Origin of the sequence: Streptomyces sp. NPDC058671, assembly GCF_042716475.1 — a bacterium.
Taxonomy (GTDB): Bacteria; Actinomycetota; Actinomycetes; order Streptomycetales; family Streptomycetaceae; genus Streptomyces.
Window position 1 is genome coordinate 74,013 of the sequence record NZ_JBHXSA010000011.1, and the last position, 16,533, is coordinate 90,545.

Consider the following 16,533-nt stretch of genomic DNA (forward strand, 5'->3'; position numbering starts at 1 on the left):
GGCAACCCCGGCACGACGCGGCCGGGTGGCTCACGCTGTGGGTGGCGACCGCCTGCCCCACCGGACAAGAGCTGTTCGTCCGGGCCCGTCCGTACCGCGACACGCTCGCCCGCCTCCTGGGACGGGAGCCCGGGTGTCGAGGCCGAGGCCGAGGGCGCCGCCGGGACGGGGGCGGGGGCGCCGTTCCTCGCCTTGACGCCGGCGTCGGTCCCGCGCCCGCGCGCGTCCCGTGGCGGTGTACCACTGGACGGCCAGGACGAGGGCGAGCGCGAGTTCGACCAGATCCCCGCCGTAGTACATCAGCTGTGAGCCCGTGTGCAGGTCGGCGGCGGCGATGGGGACACCTGGCGGAGCCGTGGCGTACAGGCTCTTGGCGAGAACGGCGTGAGCGGCTCCGGCCGCGAGCAGCGTGCCACCGCGCACCCCGAAGCCGCTGGTTCCCTGGCGTACGGGGTCGAGCCGACAGACCGCGAAGGTGAAGAGCAGCCCGGCGGCCAGAACGTGAGCCTGTACCGCCGCGTGGAGCAACGGGCGGTGCTGGGTGGCGGCGAACAGCGACGTGCGGTGCAGCAGCCACAGGCCGCCGAGGTCCAGCAGCGCGGCGGTGGGAGGGAAGAGCAGCAGCGACGCGATCCTGCTGTGCGCGACGGCCAGGAGTCCGCGGCGCCCGCGGCCCGGCGCCAGGCTGCGCAGCAGCAGCGTGAGGGGACGGGCGAGTACGAGCAGGAGCGGCCCGACCATGCCGGTGAGGAGATGGCGGACCATGTGCCCGGTGAACGGCCCCCCTGGCAGCGGGCCCAGGACGGCCCATACCAGCGCGGCCCCGCCCGCGACGAAGGACGCGTCCCGATGCCACGGCCAGGCGTCACCGCGACGCCGGAGACGGGCTGCGGCCACCGGGTAGGCGGCGACCGCGACGAACGCCGCCCCCGCGAGGAGGGCCGCCACGCCGCCCGCGGCCGGACCGGAGTGACCGTGCGGCGACGTCACCTCGGGGCGGTCCGCGTCGTACGGCGGCGGGCACGTACGGCAAGGCCGCAGCCGACCAGGAGGACCACCGCGCCCGATACGTTCCACGCCCAGTCGTAGGGCGCGATCTCCACGCCGTAGCGGATCTGATGGACGCGCAGCAGCTTGTGATCCACGACTCCGTCGAACAACTGGAAGCCCCCGGCGCCCAGGAGAAGCCCCGCCCAGGCGTGACCGGTGGACAGGGCGTCGCGTCGCCGCAGATCCGCGTACAGGACGAAGCCGAGGACGAGCGCGAGGAGTTCCGCCGTGTGCAGCAGACCGTCGGACAGCAGCCCCACAGCAGGAGTGGAGCGGTCGTAGAAGTGGTGCCAGCCGAGAATCTGATGGAAGACGATCTCGTCGACGGCCGCCATGACCGCCGCCCCGATCATCGCGGACACCACAACGGAGCGCCGGGCATCGCGGGGGAGGTCGACGGCCTCCTCGTCACCGGCCGTTACCACCGGCCCGCCAAGCCGAAGGTCTCCCCACGGGGCGGCACGGCCCGCCGAGTGCCCGCACGACGTGGCACGGCTCGCCGAGTGCCCGCACGCCGGGGCATCGCGCGCCGGATGCCCGCTCGACGCGGCACTCCCCGCCGATTGCCCGCGCGGCCACCGCCGTGCGGCAAGGACGACGTCACGGCCCACCTCCTTCCCGACCACTCTCCACCGACCCGCCCCGGCCTCCTACCCGACGCGCCTGCCGGCCCCATGGACGTCCTTCCCGGCTCCCCGCGCAGACCCGCAGCGTCGCCCCTCGCTCGCGGCCGACGGGCGACGGCGGGGCTCCCGTGACACAGAGCCGGTCGAGGAGCCGGCCGCAGTGGGGAGCCCGGGTCACCGGGTGCGGCGCTTGCGGTCCAGCCGCCAGATCAGCGCGGACACCAGACTCAGAACGACCAGAACGCCGCCGGTCACGAGGGCGAGCATCCGGTCCGCCGTGTGAACGGCGGTGTTCTGCGCCTCCAGGACGAAGGGCGAGATCATCAGCCAGACACCCGCGATGCCGATGACGGCGTCGGACCACGGTCCCGAGCCCCGGTACATGCGCCGGCCCGCGGTGAACGCGACGACGAGCCCGACCAGCATCTCGTTCACCTGAGCGTCCTTGGGGCCGAGCTGCGTCGCCATGGGCATCAGCATCAGCAGTACGCCGACCGCCAGCATCAGCAGGCCGAGAATCTGATCGTGGGCTCCTTGACGCAGCGTGTGGGCCGGGTCCGACACGCGAGGGGTCAGACCCCTATCGATGTGGATCACCATGGATCTCAGCTCCTCCGGTACGGCTCATGCGCGACTACCCCTCCCCTTCGGTGGTACTCCGCACGACGGTGGTACTCCGCCCCTGCGGAGCGTGCCGCCCACGCTTCTGCTCGCCGGGAGACCGGAACGGAAGCGACGGGAGGAGACGTACGTCAAGTCCGTAATCCCGGGTAGGCGCAGTACGGGGAGCGCCACCCGCGTACCGGGTACGGACCTCGGCAGGGGCGGCCCGCCCCCGCCCGGGCCGCGCTCGCGACCGCGCGCACCCTCTTCGGCTGCGCCCCTCCTCCGCCGGGTTACGGAAAGTGGTATCTGATCATGAACCCTTCACCAACGGTCGGGCCCGCTCCCGTACGAATGGATACCGGCAGTGACTTCGCCCGGCTCTCCCGGAAGATCCAGGACGCCGGCCTCATGGCCCGGCGTCCCGGGTACTACGCGCTGCGCATCGCGGCCGTCACGGCCCTGTACGCCGGAGGGTGGACGGCCTTCGTCCTGATCGGTGACAGCTGGTGGACGCTGCTGGCAGCCGGTTTCCTCGCCTTCGTGTTCGGGCAGGTGGCCCTGCTCGCGCACGACCTCGCCCATCGGCAGGTCTTCCGCCTCCGCAAGGCCAGCGAGGTGTCAGGACGCGTCGCCGGGAATCTCGGCATCGGCATGGGGTACGGCTGGTGGCAGGACAAACACACCCGCCACCACGCCAACCCCAACCACGAGGACCTCGATCCCGATCTCGACCCGGACATCTTCGTCTGGACGCAGGACCAGGCCCGCGAGGCGAAGGGACTGCCGAGGCTGCTCGGCCGCTCCCAGGCGTTCCTCTTCTTCCCCCTGCTCACGCTGGAGGGGTTCAACCTGCACGTGTCCGGGGTGCGCTCGCTGCTCGACCGCTCGCTCAAGCACCGCGTGTGGGAGGCGGCCCTGCTCGCCGCACACTTCGCGGCCTACCTCGGCGCGCTGTTCCTGGTGCTGCCGCCCGGCAAGGCGGTGGTGTTCCTCCTCGTCCACCAGTGCCTCTTCGGCGTCTACCTCGGCTCGATCTTCGCCCCCAACCACAAGGGCATGCCGATCCTGCGAGGTGCCGACCGGCCCGACTTCCTGAGGCGCCAGGTCCTCACCTCCCGCAACGTGCGCGGAGGCCGGTTCACCGACATCCTCCTCGGCGGTCTCAACTACCAGATCGAGCACCACCTCTTCCCGAGCATGCCGAGCCCGCATCTGCGCAGGGCCCAGACCATCGTCCGCGCGTACTGCCAGGAACTCGGGGTCAGCTACCTGGAGACCAGCCTCGTCACCTCCTACCGCCAGAGCCTGGCCAGCCTCCACGCGGCGGGAGCCCCCCTCAGAAGGCCGCGCACCGCCTGACGCAACGCCCGGTGGCCGGCACGGTCCGTACGAGGTGCCTTCCCGGAGCCGGCCTCCGGGGCGGACGATCCCAGGGCCACCAGCTCCTGGGTGCATCGCGGCGGCTCCCCGCCCGGGGCCGCCGTCTTTCCGTCCATCCCGGGCTTCACGATCCGGCAGCGGGCCGTTCCGTCTTCGAGGGTTCCGAGGCGTCGGTGAGGTCGGCGCCGGTGGCGGCGTCCCGCTGGGTATGGGCGACACCGTGCCAGTCCAGGCACATGACGGTGGCGTCGTCGTCCAGGTGGCCTTGGCCGGCGTCGACGACCGCCCCGATGAGGGTGCGGGCGGCCTCGCGAGGATGAAGCTCGCGAGTACGGACGATCAGGCCCGACAGGTCGAGGTTCTCGGCGTTGCGTTCCAGCATGCCGTCCGTCAGCATCACCAGCCGATCACCCGGCCGCAGATCCAGCGACTGCACCCGGTAGATGTGCGCGCGTGCGGCGTGAGGGCTGAGACCGAACGGCAGGTCGACCCGGGGAACGATCTCCTGCACCTCCCCGTCCCGCAGCCGCAGCGGCCACGGGTGCCCGGCGTTGACGAACTCGGCCCGGCCGTCGAGCAGGCTGATGCGCAGCAGCTGCCCCGTGACGTAGCCCTTGCGACCGTGCTCCCGCATGGCCTGGTCGGCCTGGCGGGCCTGCTCCGCGAGTCCGGCGCCCGCCCGCCGCGCCCGGCGCAGGGCACCCACCACGAGGGTGGCCAGCAGCGCGGCGTCGACATCGTGGCCCATGGCGTCGGTCACGGAGAGCTGGACGGTGTCCCGGTCGATCACGTAGTCGAAGGTGTCGCCCCCCACGTGTTCGGCGGGCTCCAGCGCCCCGGCGACCGCGAACTGCGCCGCCTCACACGCCAGCGACGCCGGGAGGAGCCGGTGCTGGATCTCCGCGGCCAGGCTCAGCGGGGTGGTGCGCCGGCCCCACTGGTACACATCGGTGTGGGACCGGTTCGCGATGACGATGTACGCCAGCGCGTGCGCGGTCTCACCGATCTCCCGCATCACCTCGGCGCCCGGCACCGCGGGCAGGAACAGTTCGAGGAGCCCGATGGCGTCGCCGCGGTTGGTCACCGGGGCGACGACCCGCACCAGCCCACCTCCGCCCCCGTCCTCCACCCTCGGCCGCTGGCTGCGGATGACGTCGTCGTAGAGGGTGCCTCGCAGAGAGATACGCCGGGCCGGCTCATCGGTCTCGACGCTGCCCGCCGCCCCCAGCCGCACGACCGAACTGCCGGTGAAGTCAGTGATCAGGAACGACACCGATGCCGCCCCGAGGTGCTCCTTCAACATGCGCGCGACCACGTCGAGCGACTCCACGGGGGCTGCGGCCTCCGCCGCCTCCAAGGCCCCGGCCAAAGTCATCGTTCCGCCCTGGAGGCTCCCGCGTGCGGTGGGACGAGGGGCCTGCCCGCCGTCCGGCCCTTCTGAGCTCACAACGATCGATCCTTCACTACTCGATGTCGGCCGGGACTGCGTCCGGACGTCCGCACATCCGTGCCAGGGCGACCGGACACGTCACATTGCACCACGTGACGGTGTGCTGTCGGGTGCCAAGAAGCGGTCTCGACGAGCGGCGAACGGTGCGGCACGGACAGCAGTTCGCGGGCGCCGGACGAGAGCTTCACTCGGACAGACGACCAGATCGAGGACGGCGGGGACCCGATCACCGAGACTGACGCTCACGAGCCCGAAGGACGGTGATCGTACGGCCTGCCCCCCTGGCGACCATGGGCACGGGGAGGGGCGGGCGTCCTGCTGCTCGCCCCTGCACTCACCGGCGTCGGCGACAGCAAGAAGGGCAGCTGACCGGGTCTCAATGGCACGACGCCGTAACCGGACGATCGCCGACGGTCACCTCGTTTCGGTCGGTTCCGCGCCGGACGCCTCGTCCGAGCCGCTCGTGCCGACGGCCTCCCCCCGCCTCCCGCCGGTGGCCTTCGCACGCCTCGTGGCGGCGACCGCCGCAAGCACCACACCCACCGCGATCACCGTGAGACCACGAATCCATACCTGCGCCTCGATCTGTGTGGCGAGTACGACACAAGAGATCAGGCCCAGGACGGGGATCACGGTCGGAGCCCGGAAGTGGTCCGTCTCGCCCGAGTCCCTGCGCAGGACGAGGACCGCGGTGTTGACGATGGAGAACACCACAAGGAGCAGCAGGACGAGAGTGGAGGCCAGGTCGGCGACACTGCCGGTCAGCGCGAGGAGCATCGCCAGCCCCGTGGTGGCCACGATCGCGACCCAGGGCGTTCGGCGACCGGGCAGCACCTTGGTCAGACCGGTCGGGAGCAGCCCGTCGCGTGCCATGCCGTAGGCGAGGCGGGACGACATGATGCCGGTCAGCAGCGCGCCGTTGGCGACGGCGACGAGTGCGATGGCGCTGAAGAGCCATGTCGGAACGCCGCCCGCCGCCTTGACGACTTCGAGCAGCGGGCCGCTGGAACCGGCGAGCGTGTCGGTCGGCACGGCGACGGAGGCCGCGATCCCCACGAGGACGTAGACGACGCCCGCCGTCGCGAGTGCGCCGAACAGCGCTCGCGGGTAGGAGCGGCGCGGGTTTCGGGTCTCCTCCGCGACGTTCACCGAGGTCTCGAAGCCGACGAAGGAGTAGTACGCCAGCACGGAACCGCTCAGGACAGCTGCGGCAGCGCCCTTCTCCGGGGTCCCGAGCTGGGTGAGCCGGCTCGTATCGCCTTCGCCACGCGCCAGCAGCCAGACGCCCAGGCCGACGATGACGGCGAGGCCGCCGACCTCGATGACGGTGGCGACGACGTTCGCACGGGTCGATTCCTTGATGCCCCTCGCGTTGACCAGCGCGAGAGCGGCCAGGAAGACCAGGGCGACCAGTCCGACGGGAAGCGTGACGAATGCCGAGAGGTAGGCGCCGCCGAAGCCTCGGGCGAGTGCCGCGACCGAGACGATTCCCGCGGCGAGCATGCAGAATCCGGCGACGAAGCCGACGGCCGGACCGAACGCCCGTGTGGCGTAGTGGGAAGCTCCGCCGGCTCTCGGGTACTTCGTCGCGAGCTCGGCGTACGAGGCGGCCGTCAGGAGAGCCAGCAGGAGGGCGACGACGAGAGGCACCCACACGGCGCCGCCCGCGTCTGCGGCGACCTGGCCGACCAGGACGTAGACGCCGGCGCCCAGGACGTCTCCCAGGATGAAGAAGAAGAGCAGGGGAGTGGTGAGGGTCCGGTTGAGGGACGTTTCTGTCGCGACCCTCGGGGGCGCGGTTTTACCTGTCGACATGTCGACCCGTATCCCCTGGATGACGGGAAGCACACCCTCCCACCAGCACTTCACCCTTCAAGCGCTACACCGCGCGGGGCGGGAGGCGGGAGGCGCTTGCGCGTACAGGAGGCCCCCATTCCCTGTGGACGCCCGCCGGGGAGGGGGCGGCTCAGGGCCTGGGGTCGGTGCGGTGCCACCGAGGGCGGGCGTCGCCACCGCGACGCCCGGCGACAGAGGCGCAGCGCGGACATCGGCGCTGGACGCGATCCGCCGCACCGCCGGACTCGGGGAAGGCGTCCGTCCAGGTGATGTGCGGGAAGCGTCCGAGCTGGGAGCGGCTCAGGGAGAGACCGCACACGGTCTGGTTCATGCCGGGCTCCCAGGCGTGCACCTCGCCGGCGGGCAGGCGGCGCCTGCCTTCCTCCTCGTCCGTCCACTGCCCGGAAGCGGCGACGGAGTACTGCTTGACGCGTGCCATGGCGTTCTCCCCGATGCTCGATCAGTCGAACGAGTGCCCGGTCTGTCGTCGTCGATGTCCCTCGGGGCGGGCTGGTTCGCCGGGTGTCCTCGCAGAACACCGACCCTGCCGTGACGAGAGCGCGCGCTTGCCCATAGCGGTAGTCGATTGCCCCAGGCGAAGGCCTGCTCCATGCGTCAGCACGCACAGCGGTTCCCCCGCCGCCTCATACCCGGGATCTCAACACGTCGACCTCACAGCCTGGCGCGAACGGGTCGAAGCCGTGCTCGATCAGCCAGCGAACTGCCAGCAGACTTCGCAAAGACCACCACGCGTGGATCACGTCGAGGTCGACGTCGGTGCCGTAGCCGGCGAGGACGTCGTCAAGGTGCTCCTCGTGTCCGAGCGTGAAGGTGGCGAGGTCGTACAGAGCATCACCCTGGCCCGCCTCGGACCAGTCGATGCTGCCCGTCACCTCGTCGCCGTCGACGAAGACGTGCGCGATCTGCAGGTCACCGTGCGTGAACGCCGGAGTCCACGGCCGGAGCGAGGCCTCGGCGACCCGGCGGTTACGGGTGACCAGGTCAGTGGGAAGGAGTCCGTTCGTCACGAGCAACTCGCACTCGTCGTCGAGTTCCGCCGCCAGCGCGACGATGCCCCTGCCGCCCCGGCCCGGCCGGGGCGGCAGCGGCGCGTCGTGCAGCTTCCGGATGGCGGCGCCGGCCGCGGCCCACGCCGCCGACGCCCCGCACGGCGCCCTTTGCGGGTCTGGCTCAACCCAGCGCATGGGCGAATCCTGCTCCAGCTGGGCTTCGAGCTGTGCTGGGCCGCCGACGGGTCCGCGGGGCTCAGAAGGTTCGGTGGGGGGCAGCACATCCGTGAGCGTAGGGGGTGGGACGCCGAGCGACCACAGGCGCTACGGGTACGTGCGCACGTCGTCGTTGTAGTCGCGGGCCCGGTCCCGTACGAGCTCCGGCAGGGTGCCCGTCGCCAAATCCGCGAGGGTCGTGCTCTCCAGTACCTGGCGCAGACTCGTCCGCACCGCACGCCACACGTCCGGCATGGGAGCCGCCGCACCCTGGTACTCGAGGCCCGTCAACTTCAGGTCCCGCACACTGACGAGCGGTCCGTCCATCGCGCGGATGACGTCGGCGAGGGTGATCTCCGCGGGCGGCCGCGTGAGGGTGTAACCACCGTCGGGGCCGCGCACGCTGCGCACCAGACGCGCCTGCCGCAAGTCGCTGAGCACGACGAAGAGAAAGCGGACGGGAAGGTCCTGGCGTCCGGCGATGTCCTCGGCCTTGAGGGGCCGGTCCGACGTGCAGGCCAACTCGGCCATGGCCCGGATGGCGTAGTCCGTTCGTGCTGAGATCCTCACGGACTCAATGTCTCACGAGTGGCGGGGACCTGACCTGGAGCGGCGTTCACGGGCTCGTCAACAGCACTCCGGCGCCACGTTGTTGTCCGGAAGCGGCGTTGCCACTCCACTTTGTCCATCGACATAGTGAACATTGGTCCGCAGTACCCAGCCCTGGTCCGGAGGTCTCCGTGGTGCCTGTCGTGTCCTCGCCGTCCGTCGAGTCCGCCCGTCCTCGCAGCACCGTGGCAGTCGTCGGCGCGGGCGCGGCCGGCGCACTCGTCGCCGTCCAGCTGTGCGAAGCGGCCGGCCGACGCCGTATCCAGCTCGAGCTGGTCCTGGTCGACCCCGCGCCGGAGGCGGGCCGGGGTACCGCGTACGCCACCGAGGTACCCGAGCACCGGCTCAACGTGCCCGTCGGCGGTATGAGTTGCTACCCGGACGATCCGGGCCACTTCCGGCGCTGGCTCTGTCGGCACGGCGAATCCACCGTCACCACGGCGGACTTCGTCTCCCGGTACCGCTACGGCTCGTACCTCGCCGACACGCTCGGCCGGGCCGCCATCAGGGCGCACGGCACGGTCTCCGTACGGCGACTGCGCACCCGGGTGACCGGATGCGCCGACGCGACCGGGGAACGGCTGGAACTCCGGCTCGCCGACGGTGGCACGATCACGGCGGACAGCGTGGTCCTCGCCACCGGGCCCGCGGCGGGCCGGGCCGGCTGGGCTCCGCCCGAGCTGCTCGCCTCCGACCGGTTCGTCCCCCATCCCTGGAGGCCGGGCGCGCTCGACGCCGTCGGCGAGTCGGACGATGTCCTCCTCGTCGGCACCGGTCTCACCGCCGTCGATCTCGCGCTCACCCTCGACCGTCCCGGCCGCACGGTGCACGCCGTGTCCCGCAGCGGGCTGCTGCCCCAGCCGCACGCGGTCGCCCCGCTGCCTCCCGTACCGCCGCCGCCAGGGCTCGCGGCCCTCCCGTTCCACCGCCTCCGCAGGGAGCTGATGCGGCACTTCGCCGCCACGCGGCGGGCCCACGGCGACTGGCGGCCCGCACTCGACGGGCTGCGGCCGGAGATCGTACGGCTCTGGCAGGGCCTCACCGACGACGAGCGCGCGGAGTTCCTCGGCCGTGACGCCACCCCGTGGAACGTCCACCGGCATCGCATGGCACCCTCCACCGCCGAGGCCGTCGCCCGGGCACGCGCCACCCGCAGGCTCCAGGTCCACGTCGGCCGGGTCGCCGCCGCGGGACCGTGCAGCGACGGTGGCCTGGTCGTTTCCCTCGCCGACGGCCGTGAGCTGCGCGTGGGCTGGGTGGTGGACTGCACCGGGCCGGGGCTGCGGGCCGACGCCGGCGGCGACCCGTTGTGGAGCGGGCTGCTGTCCGACGGTCTCGCCGTACCCGGACCGCTGGGCATCGGGGTGTCCACCGAGGGCGGCCGGCTGCTCGACGCCCAGGGGCGCCTGACGCGGCCGCTGTTCACGCTGGGTTCGCCCCGCCGAGGCGAGCTGTGGGAGACGACGGCGATCCCCGAGATCCGTACCCAGGCCGAGGAGGTCGCCCAGGCCGTACTCGGCCCGCTCACCAGTGCTCCCCGTCCGGTACGCCGTCGGCCCACCGACCAGTTCGGGCTGCCGCTGTCCACCCATGCGGCGGCTGCGGCGTCCTTCCGCTGCGGACTCACCCGGGTGATCACCGTACGGGCGAAGGCGGCGGAGTCGTTCGCGCGCGCCACCGAACTCGACCCCGGGTTCGCGCTCGGGCACGCCGCACTCGCCCTGCTCGGTCACGAGTGCGGAGCGGACGTCGACGTCGCCCGGGAGCTGGCGGACGCCCAGCGCAGCGTGCGGGACCGCGGCGACGAGCGGGAGCGGTCGTTCGTCGACGTCGTCACCCGCCGCATCAGGGACCGCGAGGCCCACGCGGGTGCCGCGGGCGAGGGAACGGGCGACGGTGACACCGCGCTCATCCACCACCTCGGCCGGTTCCCCGCCGACGCGTTCGTGCTCGGTATCGGCGTTCCCACCATCGCCTTCTCCGGCATCACGGATCTCGACGGCACACTCGCCCTCGATCTGGTGGAGAGGACCGCGTCCGCCTACGAGGGGCACTGGTTCCACACCTCGCTCCTCTCCTTCGTCCGGCAGGAGCAGGGAAGGATCGAGGAGGCCGGTGACCTCGCCCGGTCAGCACTCGCCGCCCAACCCGCCTCCGGGCACGCCGTGCACGCCCTCGCCCACGTCCACTACGAGTCCGGTGAGCACCGCACCGGCCGGGACTGGCTCGACGGCTGGATCGGGGGCCAGGGGCGGGGCGCCGTCCACCGGGCGCACTTCTCCTGGCACGTGGCCCTCCACGAACTGGCCCTCGACGACTCCGCGGCTGTACGCCGCCGCTGGTTCGCCCAGCTCGCGCCGGGCCAGGTCGACGGGGTGCGGGCCCTCGTCGACTCCGGCTCTCTGCTGTGGAGGGCCCGCATGTCCCGCAGCTGGACCGGCCGCGTCCCCGTCGACGGAGTGCTCGACACCGTCGCCCGCGATCTCGTCGAACGTCCGGCGACCGCGTTCACGGCCCTCCACAGCGCCGTCGCCCTCACCGCCGCCGGCGACCTCCCCGCACTCCGCCGCCTGCGCACCCACGCGGCCGGCGCGGACCCGGTGCAGCGGGAGGTCGTCGTCCCGCTCTGCAGCGCACTGGAAGCGGTCCTCGAAGAGGAATGGGCCACCGCGGTGCGGGAACTCCGCGGACTGCTGCCCTCGCTGCGCCGTGTGGGAGGTAGCGCGGCACAGCGCGAGGTCGTCGAGGAGACCCTGCTGTACGCGCTGGTGGAAGCGGGGCACAGCGACACCGCCCGCCACCTCCTCGAACAACGCCTCGATCGCCGTGCGTCCCCGCTCGACCGGCGCAGGCTGGCCGGACTGAGCCTCTGACGGCGTGAGGGAAGGGGACGTCGCGCTCAGCTCCGCCCCAGTCGGGGTTCACGCGCCGGGCTTCACGCCGTGAACGTGCTGGTGCGGAGCGGCTTTCCCGGTACCACGAAGGAAGACCCGGCTGTCCAGGGACTACTCCTGCCGCCACGGCATGCGGTTGCGCAGGCTGACCGCCATGGCGTCCTGAGCGGGCCCGGGCCCGGCCCGCTCAGGACGCCACCGCCTTCCTCTGGCCGGGCGGGGCCGGGCGCCGGACCCGGGCCCTCCCCTGGCCGGGCGGGGCCGGGCGCCGGACCCGGGTCGCCGCCCGTGTCGTACCCCCGTGGTACTCATGTCGCATGAGCCAGTTCCGCGACTTCAACCTCAAGCTGCTCGTCATCGAGGAGCTCATGTACGGCCCCGATCCGCTCCTCCCGGTCTACGACCTGCCCGCGCGGCTGGCCGAGCGGGGGATCGGCGACCCCGCCTCCTACGTCCTGAAGAACGACCTCTACGCGGAGGTGCTGCCGGAGTCCCGGGCTCATTTCGAGGAACTGGAGATCCCGGCCGAGCTGCTCGCCCGCGTCGAGGAGCTGTGCTTCGACGCCGGGGCGGACGTCTTCCGGCACTGCGCCCCCGCCTGGGACGGCGAGGACGACCTGTTCGACGTCCGCTCGCTCGACGACCTCGCCCTGCTGCCCAACCTGCGGGAGGTCACCTTCGTGGAGGACGGCGTCCTGGCCGTGCCGGACGCGGCGGAGGTCTTCGCCGCGCGCGGCATCGGGACCGACTGAGCCAGGAACCCGTCCGTCACCGGCTGCGCCTCCCCGGCCCCTCCGGCCCGGGGAGGCCGCGCACCGCCGTCCCGCGCACGCCTCCGGCGCCTGGGACTGTTCCGGCGCCCGTGACCCGAGCGTCCCGCCGGAGGCGTCCCGTGACACAGTGGCTTCATGTGCGGCCGCTACGCCTCGACCCGTGGTCCCGAGGACCTGACCCGGCTCTTCCGGGTCACCGACTGGAACCCTGACGAGACGCTGGCCCCCAGCTGGAACGTCGCCCCGACCGACGAGGTCTACGCGGTCCTTGAACGCACCGCGCGGGATGAAGGCGACGAGGTACGACGGCAGCTGCGGGCGCTGCGGTGGGGGCTGGTGCCCTCGTGGGCGAAGGACCCCAAGGTCGGCTCCCGGATGATCAACGCCCGGGTCGAGACCGTGCACGAGAAGCCGGCGTACCGGCGTGCCTTCGCGAAACGCCGCTGCCTGCTGCCGGCCGACGGCTTCTACGAATGGGACCCGGTGAAGGACGAGGCGACGGGCAAGACCCGCAAGCAGCCGTACTTCATCCATCCCGCCGACGGTCAGGTGATGGCCATGGCGGGTCTGTACGAGTACTGGCGCAACCCCGACGTCACGGACGACGACGACCCTGACGCCTGGCTGACGACCTGCACGATCCTCACCACCGATGCCACTGACGCGGCCGGCCGCGTGCACCCCCGCATGCCGCTCGCCCTCAGCCCCGTCCATTACGACGCCTGGCTCGACCCCCGCCACCACGACATCGAAGACCTCCGCGCCCTGCTCATCCAGCCGGCGGACGGCCGGCTCGACGCCCGGCCTGTCTCCGCGGCCGTCAACAGCGTCCGCAACAACGGCGCCCACCTCCTCGACGCGGCCACCTGACCGCGCCGTCGTCGTTCGGGCCACCCCGCTGGTCACTCGGCCGAAGCCCAGCGCTCCGACCGGCGCGCCTCGCGCGGCCCCACCGTCGGCGACGCTCCGCATACCGCGGGCCAGCGGGATCACCGGGGGTGGTGCAGGAGGTCGTACCGAGCGCGCCGCAGGGTGCCACGTGGACAACTCCTCGCTGTCCTGTCGGCGACGGTCTGTCGGCGGAGGCCGGAGAGGGTGGTGCCACCGCTCGTGCGCGCCGTCAGCCCCGCGGGACGAGCGGCACCACCGCTCGTCCGGCCGGCTGCCACGGGGTCAGCGCAACCGGTATTCATGAGGGTGCCTATCAGTGCATACTCGGAGGCATGGCAGACACCACAGTGAAGGTCAGTTCCGAGACCAGGGACCGGTTGGCCGCCGTCGCCGAGGCCCACGGCATGAGCCTGCGCGCGTTCCTGGCGGACCTGGCCGTCCAGGAGGAGAACCACCTGAAGCTGACCCGGGCGACCGCCGTGTTCCGCGAGGTCACCGGGCGGCCGGGCATCGCGGAGGCGTTCGATGCCGCGTTCCCCGACGACGCCCCGGCCCCCCGAGATGCCGCACGCCGGGTGGCCTGACCTTGGAACTGCACGTCGACCTCCGATGGCTCCTCGACCGCCAGGAGGAACTGCTCGGCAAGGAACTCGGTGTCCGTGACTGGTCGAGCCTGGTGGCCGCCGTCGCACGGCACAAGGTGAACACCCCGGGTCTCGACGCAGGCGAGCCCGATGCCTACTGGCGTGCCGCGGCGCTGCTGGATGCCCTGGTACTGCTGCGGCCGCTGCCGGCCCGCAACGCGTTCTTCGCGTACGGCGTGGCGGTGGCGTACATCCGGGCTTCCGGAGCGGGTGTCGATGACGACTTCGAGCCGTGGGAGGCGCTGATTCGCGATGTCCGCGGGCTGCGGCTGTCGGTGTATGACATCGCTGACCGGCTCCGATCGATGCAGCCGCTCCGCTGACCAGCGGTCCCATGGCGACGAGTCGGCGCCGCCCGGGCCTGATTCCGGCGACGGCTCCGCCCGTTGTGCAGGCGGAGCACGTCGGCACGGGCCGGCAGGGGCAGCGACTGCCGGGCCGGATCCGGCAGGGGCAGCGACTGCCGGGCCGGACCCGGCAGTCCATGTGGGCTGGGTGACAGCGGCCGCGGCTTCGCGGGTATGGAGAGCCGCAGCGCTCTCACCGCCGCGGAGCCGGCGGCGGACGGGGTGTCCGTCGAGGACGGCGCCCGAGGCCGGGAGGCCGACGCCGTAGCGACGGCAGTCGTCAGCCCGCGGTGCGGCGGCGATTCCGAGCGCCCGGATCCATGCTTCGGTGTCTCGCCGGGGAAGCCGCAGACCGGCCCACCGGTCCGGGTGCACCGCAGGAACTCGGCGCACAGCGCTCACGAGGACCTCAGAAGGCTACTTCCGAAACGAGCCTCAGCACTCTCCGCGCCATGTCACCTTGGTGATGACGGCGTCGTGGTGGAAGCTGAGGCCGTAGTGGCCCGGGCCGGGGTAGAAGTGAACGCACTCCGAGCCGCTGCTGACGCCCTTCCACTCGACCTGGATGTGGTCGAAGCCGGGGAAGGGCGCGCCGTTGTTGAAGATGGACCGGCCGGTCACACTGCCCGACCAGTTGCCGTCCGACTTCAGGACGAGCCGACCCGTCCCGTAGTCACCGGAGTAGACGCAGAAGTAGCCCTTGTCGCAGCCCGGCGGCACCTCCGCGGCCGAGGCCGTCGGCGCGGCCCCCAGGACGCCGGTGATCGCCGCCGCCGCGGCCAGGGCTCCACGCGCACGCTTGTTCATATCGGTTCTCCTTGATCGAAGGTTGTCCCGCATCGGGACGGTGAGTCGGCGCTCGCGGTATGAGCCCCGGCGGTTCCTCCCGGCCCGATCAGCAGACCGGTACTCCGGGCACCTGGTTCTCGGGCACGCTGAGATAGATGTTGGTCATGTAGCCGCCGTACTGCGGCAGGTGGGCCCACCAGTCGTTGACGTACGGCGGTTGGCTGACCTGCTGACCGCGCCTCTGGCAGCCGACCAGGACCTCGACTCCGGCGGGCAGTGTGGTGACCGCCCCGGAGCTGGTCGTCGCCTGGGTACGGACCCGTACCCCGCTGCCCCACGTACCGATCCATGTACCGGCGGGGCGGGAGGCGCCGGGGACGTTCAGCGAACGGGTCAGCCGGCCGATGTCCGTGTAGGCCTTGCCGTAGGACGTTCCGCCGGGGTGCAGGGTGAAGACCGCCACGATGGAACGGTCACCCGCGCCCACCACACCCGTCGTGTGCAGTGCCGGACGGGAGAGGTCCACGGCCTCGGCGCCCGCCGACGTCCGGGCGGCGGCCGTTCCCGCCGGTTCACCAGCGGTCTCAGCGGTCTTCGCGGCCGTCGTGGTCGGCGCCGTGCAGCCGCCCGAACTGAATCCGGACCACCCCTGCTTGACGGCCCAGGGGCGGTTGAAGGAGCCGGCGATGCCGAAGTGCTGGTCGTAGCCGTCGGTGGCGCAACGGGTGGACTGACGCAGGCCGCCGAGGAGGTAGTCGCGTGTCGCCGCAGGGGCGGAGTCCAGGAGATGCCGGTAGATCTTCACGGTGTCACGGGCCGAGAGAGCCGTGTAGCCCCAGTAGCCCGGGTGGGTCGACGGCGGCCGGGCGGTGTCCGTCAGGCCGAGCCGGGTGACCATCCGGTCGATGATCGTCCCCGAGCCGTTGTTCGACCAGAACGTGCTCGCGGCCGTGTCGTCGCTGCCGCGCAGCATGGTGTCGATCCGGGCCCGGTCGGTGGCCGACAGGGCGTCGGGGCTGCGGTTCCAGAGCACGTCCAGGGCGATCAACAGCTTCACCACGGACGCGGACCTGAACTGCGCGGCGGTATTCAGCTGTTCGGTGAAGGTGCTGGTCTGGCGGTCGAAGACGGCGACGCCCGCCGTCACCCCGGCCGGCACGTCGGCTTGCGCCGCCGCCGGGCGCGGCGAGGGAACCTCGGCGGACGCGACGGAGGCGGTGGTCGCGGTGGTGCACAGGAGCGCGGCGAGGGCGGCGGTCAGCACGCCCGCCCGCACCGCGCCCCGTGCGCTGTTCAAGGTGATCATGACTGTCCTCGGAATCGGGGGAGAGGGGGGTGGTGGAGGTGAGGGCGGAGCCGGAGAAGCGTCGCTCGCACCACACGGAGGACGGGGGCACGCCCCGTGCCGTATG

At 72.1% G+C, this 16,533-nt stretch carries 15 protein-coding genes and 1 pseudogene; 6 read left to right on the forward strand and 10 right to left on the reverse strand.

Annotated elements, in window-relative coordinates:
* Nucleotides 1-30: 30 nt before the first annotated feature.
* From ACFWV2_RS16145 to ACFWV2_RS16155, 3 genes are all read right to left on the reverse strand, one after another.
* The gene (locus tag ACFWV2_RS16145; protein WP_384405658.1) at nucleotides 31-990 is read right to left on the reverse strand and encodes a cytochrome c oxidase assembly protein; all 960 of its coding nucleotides are present in this window, start codon (nucleotides 988-990) and stop codon (nucleotides 31-33) included.
* Nucleotides 987-1,403 carry a DUF2243 domain-containing protein gene (locus ACFWV2_RS16150; RefSeq protein ID WP_384405775.1) on the reverse strand — a complete coding sequence of 139 codons (417 nt, stop codon included), beginning with the start codon at nucleotides 1,401-1,403 and terminating at the stop codon, nucleotides 987-989. The genes ACFWV2_RS16145 and ACFWV2_RS16150 overlap by 4 nt, the downstream gene beginning before the upstream one ends.
* Before the next feature lie 447 nt (nucleotides 1,404-1,850).
* On the reverse strand, nucleotides 1,851-2,276 hold the full coding sequence (locus tag ACFWV2_RS16155) for a hypothetical protein (RefSeq protein WP_384405659.1): 426 nt from the start codon (nucleotides 2,274-2,276) through the stop codon (nucleotides 1,851-1,853).
* 318 nt (nucleotides 2,277-2,594) lie between these two features.
* On the opposite strand from ACFWV2_RS16155, the gene ACFWV2_RS16160 reads away from it, so the two are divergent.
* A complete protein-coding gene (locus tag ACFWV2_RS16160; protein WP_384405660.1) occupies nucleotides 2,595-3,641 on the forward strand; it encodes a fatty acid desaturase family protein in 1,047 nt (348 codons plus the stop codon).
* Between the two features lie 145 nt (nucleotides 3,642-3,786).
* Here the strand turns inward: ACFWV2_RS16160 and ACFWV2_RS16165 are convergent, their stop codons facing one another.
* The 5 genes and pseudogenes from ACFWV2_RS16165 to ACFWV2_RS16185 all read right to left on the reverse strand — a co-directional run bounded on the left by ACFWV2_RS16165 (nucleotide 3,787) and on the right by ACFWV2_RS16185 (nucleotide 8,744).
* Nucleotides 3,787-5,037 (reverse strand): PP2C family protein-serine/threonine phosphatase, encoded by a 1,251-nt coding sequence (locus tag ACFWV2_RS16165; RefSeq protein WP_384405661.1) that lies wholly within the window; start codon nucleotides 5,035-5,037, stop codon nucleotides 3,787-3,789.
* 489 nt (nucleotides 5,038-5,526) lie between these two features.
* Nucleotides 5,527-6,927, reverse strand: a complete 1,401-nt coding sequence (locus ACFWV2_RS16170; protein ID WP_384405662.1) for an APC family permease — start codon at nucleotides 6,925-6,927, stop codon at nucleotides 5,527-5,529.
* Nucleotides 6,928-7,078: 151 nt separating this feature from the next.
* Entirely contained in the window at nucleotides 7,079-7,387 is a 309-nt protein-coding gene (locus tag ACFWV2_RS16175; RefSeq protein WP_384405663.1) for a hypothetical protein, read from the reverse strand.
* Nucleotides 7,388-7,592: 205 nt separating this feature from the next.
* Nucleotides 7,593-8,114, reverse strand: a pseudogene (locus ACFWV2_RS16180) (phosphotransferase); the annotation flags it as partial.
* Between the two features lie 168 nt (nucleotides 8,115-8,282).
* Nucleotides 8,283-8,744 carry an RrF2 family transcriptional regulator gene (locus ACFWV2_RS16185; protein WP_384405664.1) on the reverse strand — a complete coding sequence of 154 codons (462 nt, stop codon included), beginning with the start codon at nucleotides 8,742-8,744 and terminating at the stop codon, nucleotides 8,283-8,285.
* 224 nt (nucleotides 8,745-8,968) lie between these two features.
* On the opposite strand from ACFWV2_RS16185, the gene ACFWV2_RS16190 reads away from it, so the two are divergent.
* From ACFWV2_RS16190 to ACFWV2_RS16210, 5 genes are all read left to right on the forward strand, one after another.
* Nucleotides 8,969-11,656, forward strand: a complete 2,688-nt coding sequence (locus tag ACFWV2_RS16190; RefSeq protein ID WP_384405776.1) for an FAD/NAD(P)-binding protein — start codon at nucleotides 8,969-8,971, stop codon at nucleotides 11,654-11,656.
* A gap of 338 nt (nucleotides 11,657-11,994) precedes the next feature.
* Nucleotides 11,995-12,429, forward strand: coding sequence for a DUF6892 domain-containing protein (locus ACFWV2_RS16195; protein ID WP_384405665.1), 435 nt, complete (start codon nucleotides 11,995-11,997; stop codon nucleotides 12,427-12,429).
* Nucleotides 12,430-12,585: 156 nt separating this feature from the next.
* The gene (locus ACFWV2_RS16200; RefSeq protein ID WP_384405666.1) at nucleotides 12,586-13,320 is read left to right on the forward strand and encodes an SOS response-associated peptidase; all 735 of its coding nucleotides are present in this window, start codon (nucleotides 12,586-12,588) and stop codon (nucleotides 13,318-13,320) included.
* 353 nt (nucleotides 13,321-13,673) lie between these two features.
* Entirely contained in the window at nucleotides 13,674-13,925 is a 252-nt protein-coding gene (locus ACFWV2_RS16205; RefSeq protein ID WP_360792226.1) for an antitoxin MazE7, read from the forward strand.
* 2 nt (nucleotides 13,926-13,927) lie between these two features.
* The gene (locus tag ACFWV2_RS16210; RefSeq protein WP_384405667.1) at nucleotides 13,928-14,308 is read left to right on the forward strand and encodes a toxin Doc; all 381 of its coding nucleotides are present in this window, start codon (nucleotides 13,928-13,930) and stop codon (nucleotides 14,306-14,308) included.
* Nucleotides 14,309-14,767: 459 nt separating this feature from the next.
* On the opposite strand, the gene ACFWV2_RS16215 is transcribed toward ACFWV2_RS16210, so the two are convergent.
* Together ACFWV2_RS16215 and ACFWV2_RS16220 are read right to left on the reverse strand one after the other, a co-directional pair.
* Nucleotides 14,768-15,139 (reverse strand): peptidase inhibitor family I36 protein, encoded by a 372-nt coding sequence (locus ACFWV2_RS16215; RefSeq protein ID WP_384405668.1) that lies wholly within the window; start codon nucleotides 15,137-15,139, stop codon nucleotides 14,768-14,770.
* An 88-nt stretch (nucleotides 15,140-15,227) separates the two neighbouring features.
* Entirely contained in the window at nucleotides 15,228-16,427 is a 1,200-nt protein-coding gene (locus ACFWV2_RS16220; RefSeq protein WP_384405669.1) for a hypothetical protein, read from the reverse strand.
* Nucleotides 16,428-16,533 lie beyond the last annotated feature (106 nt).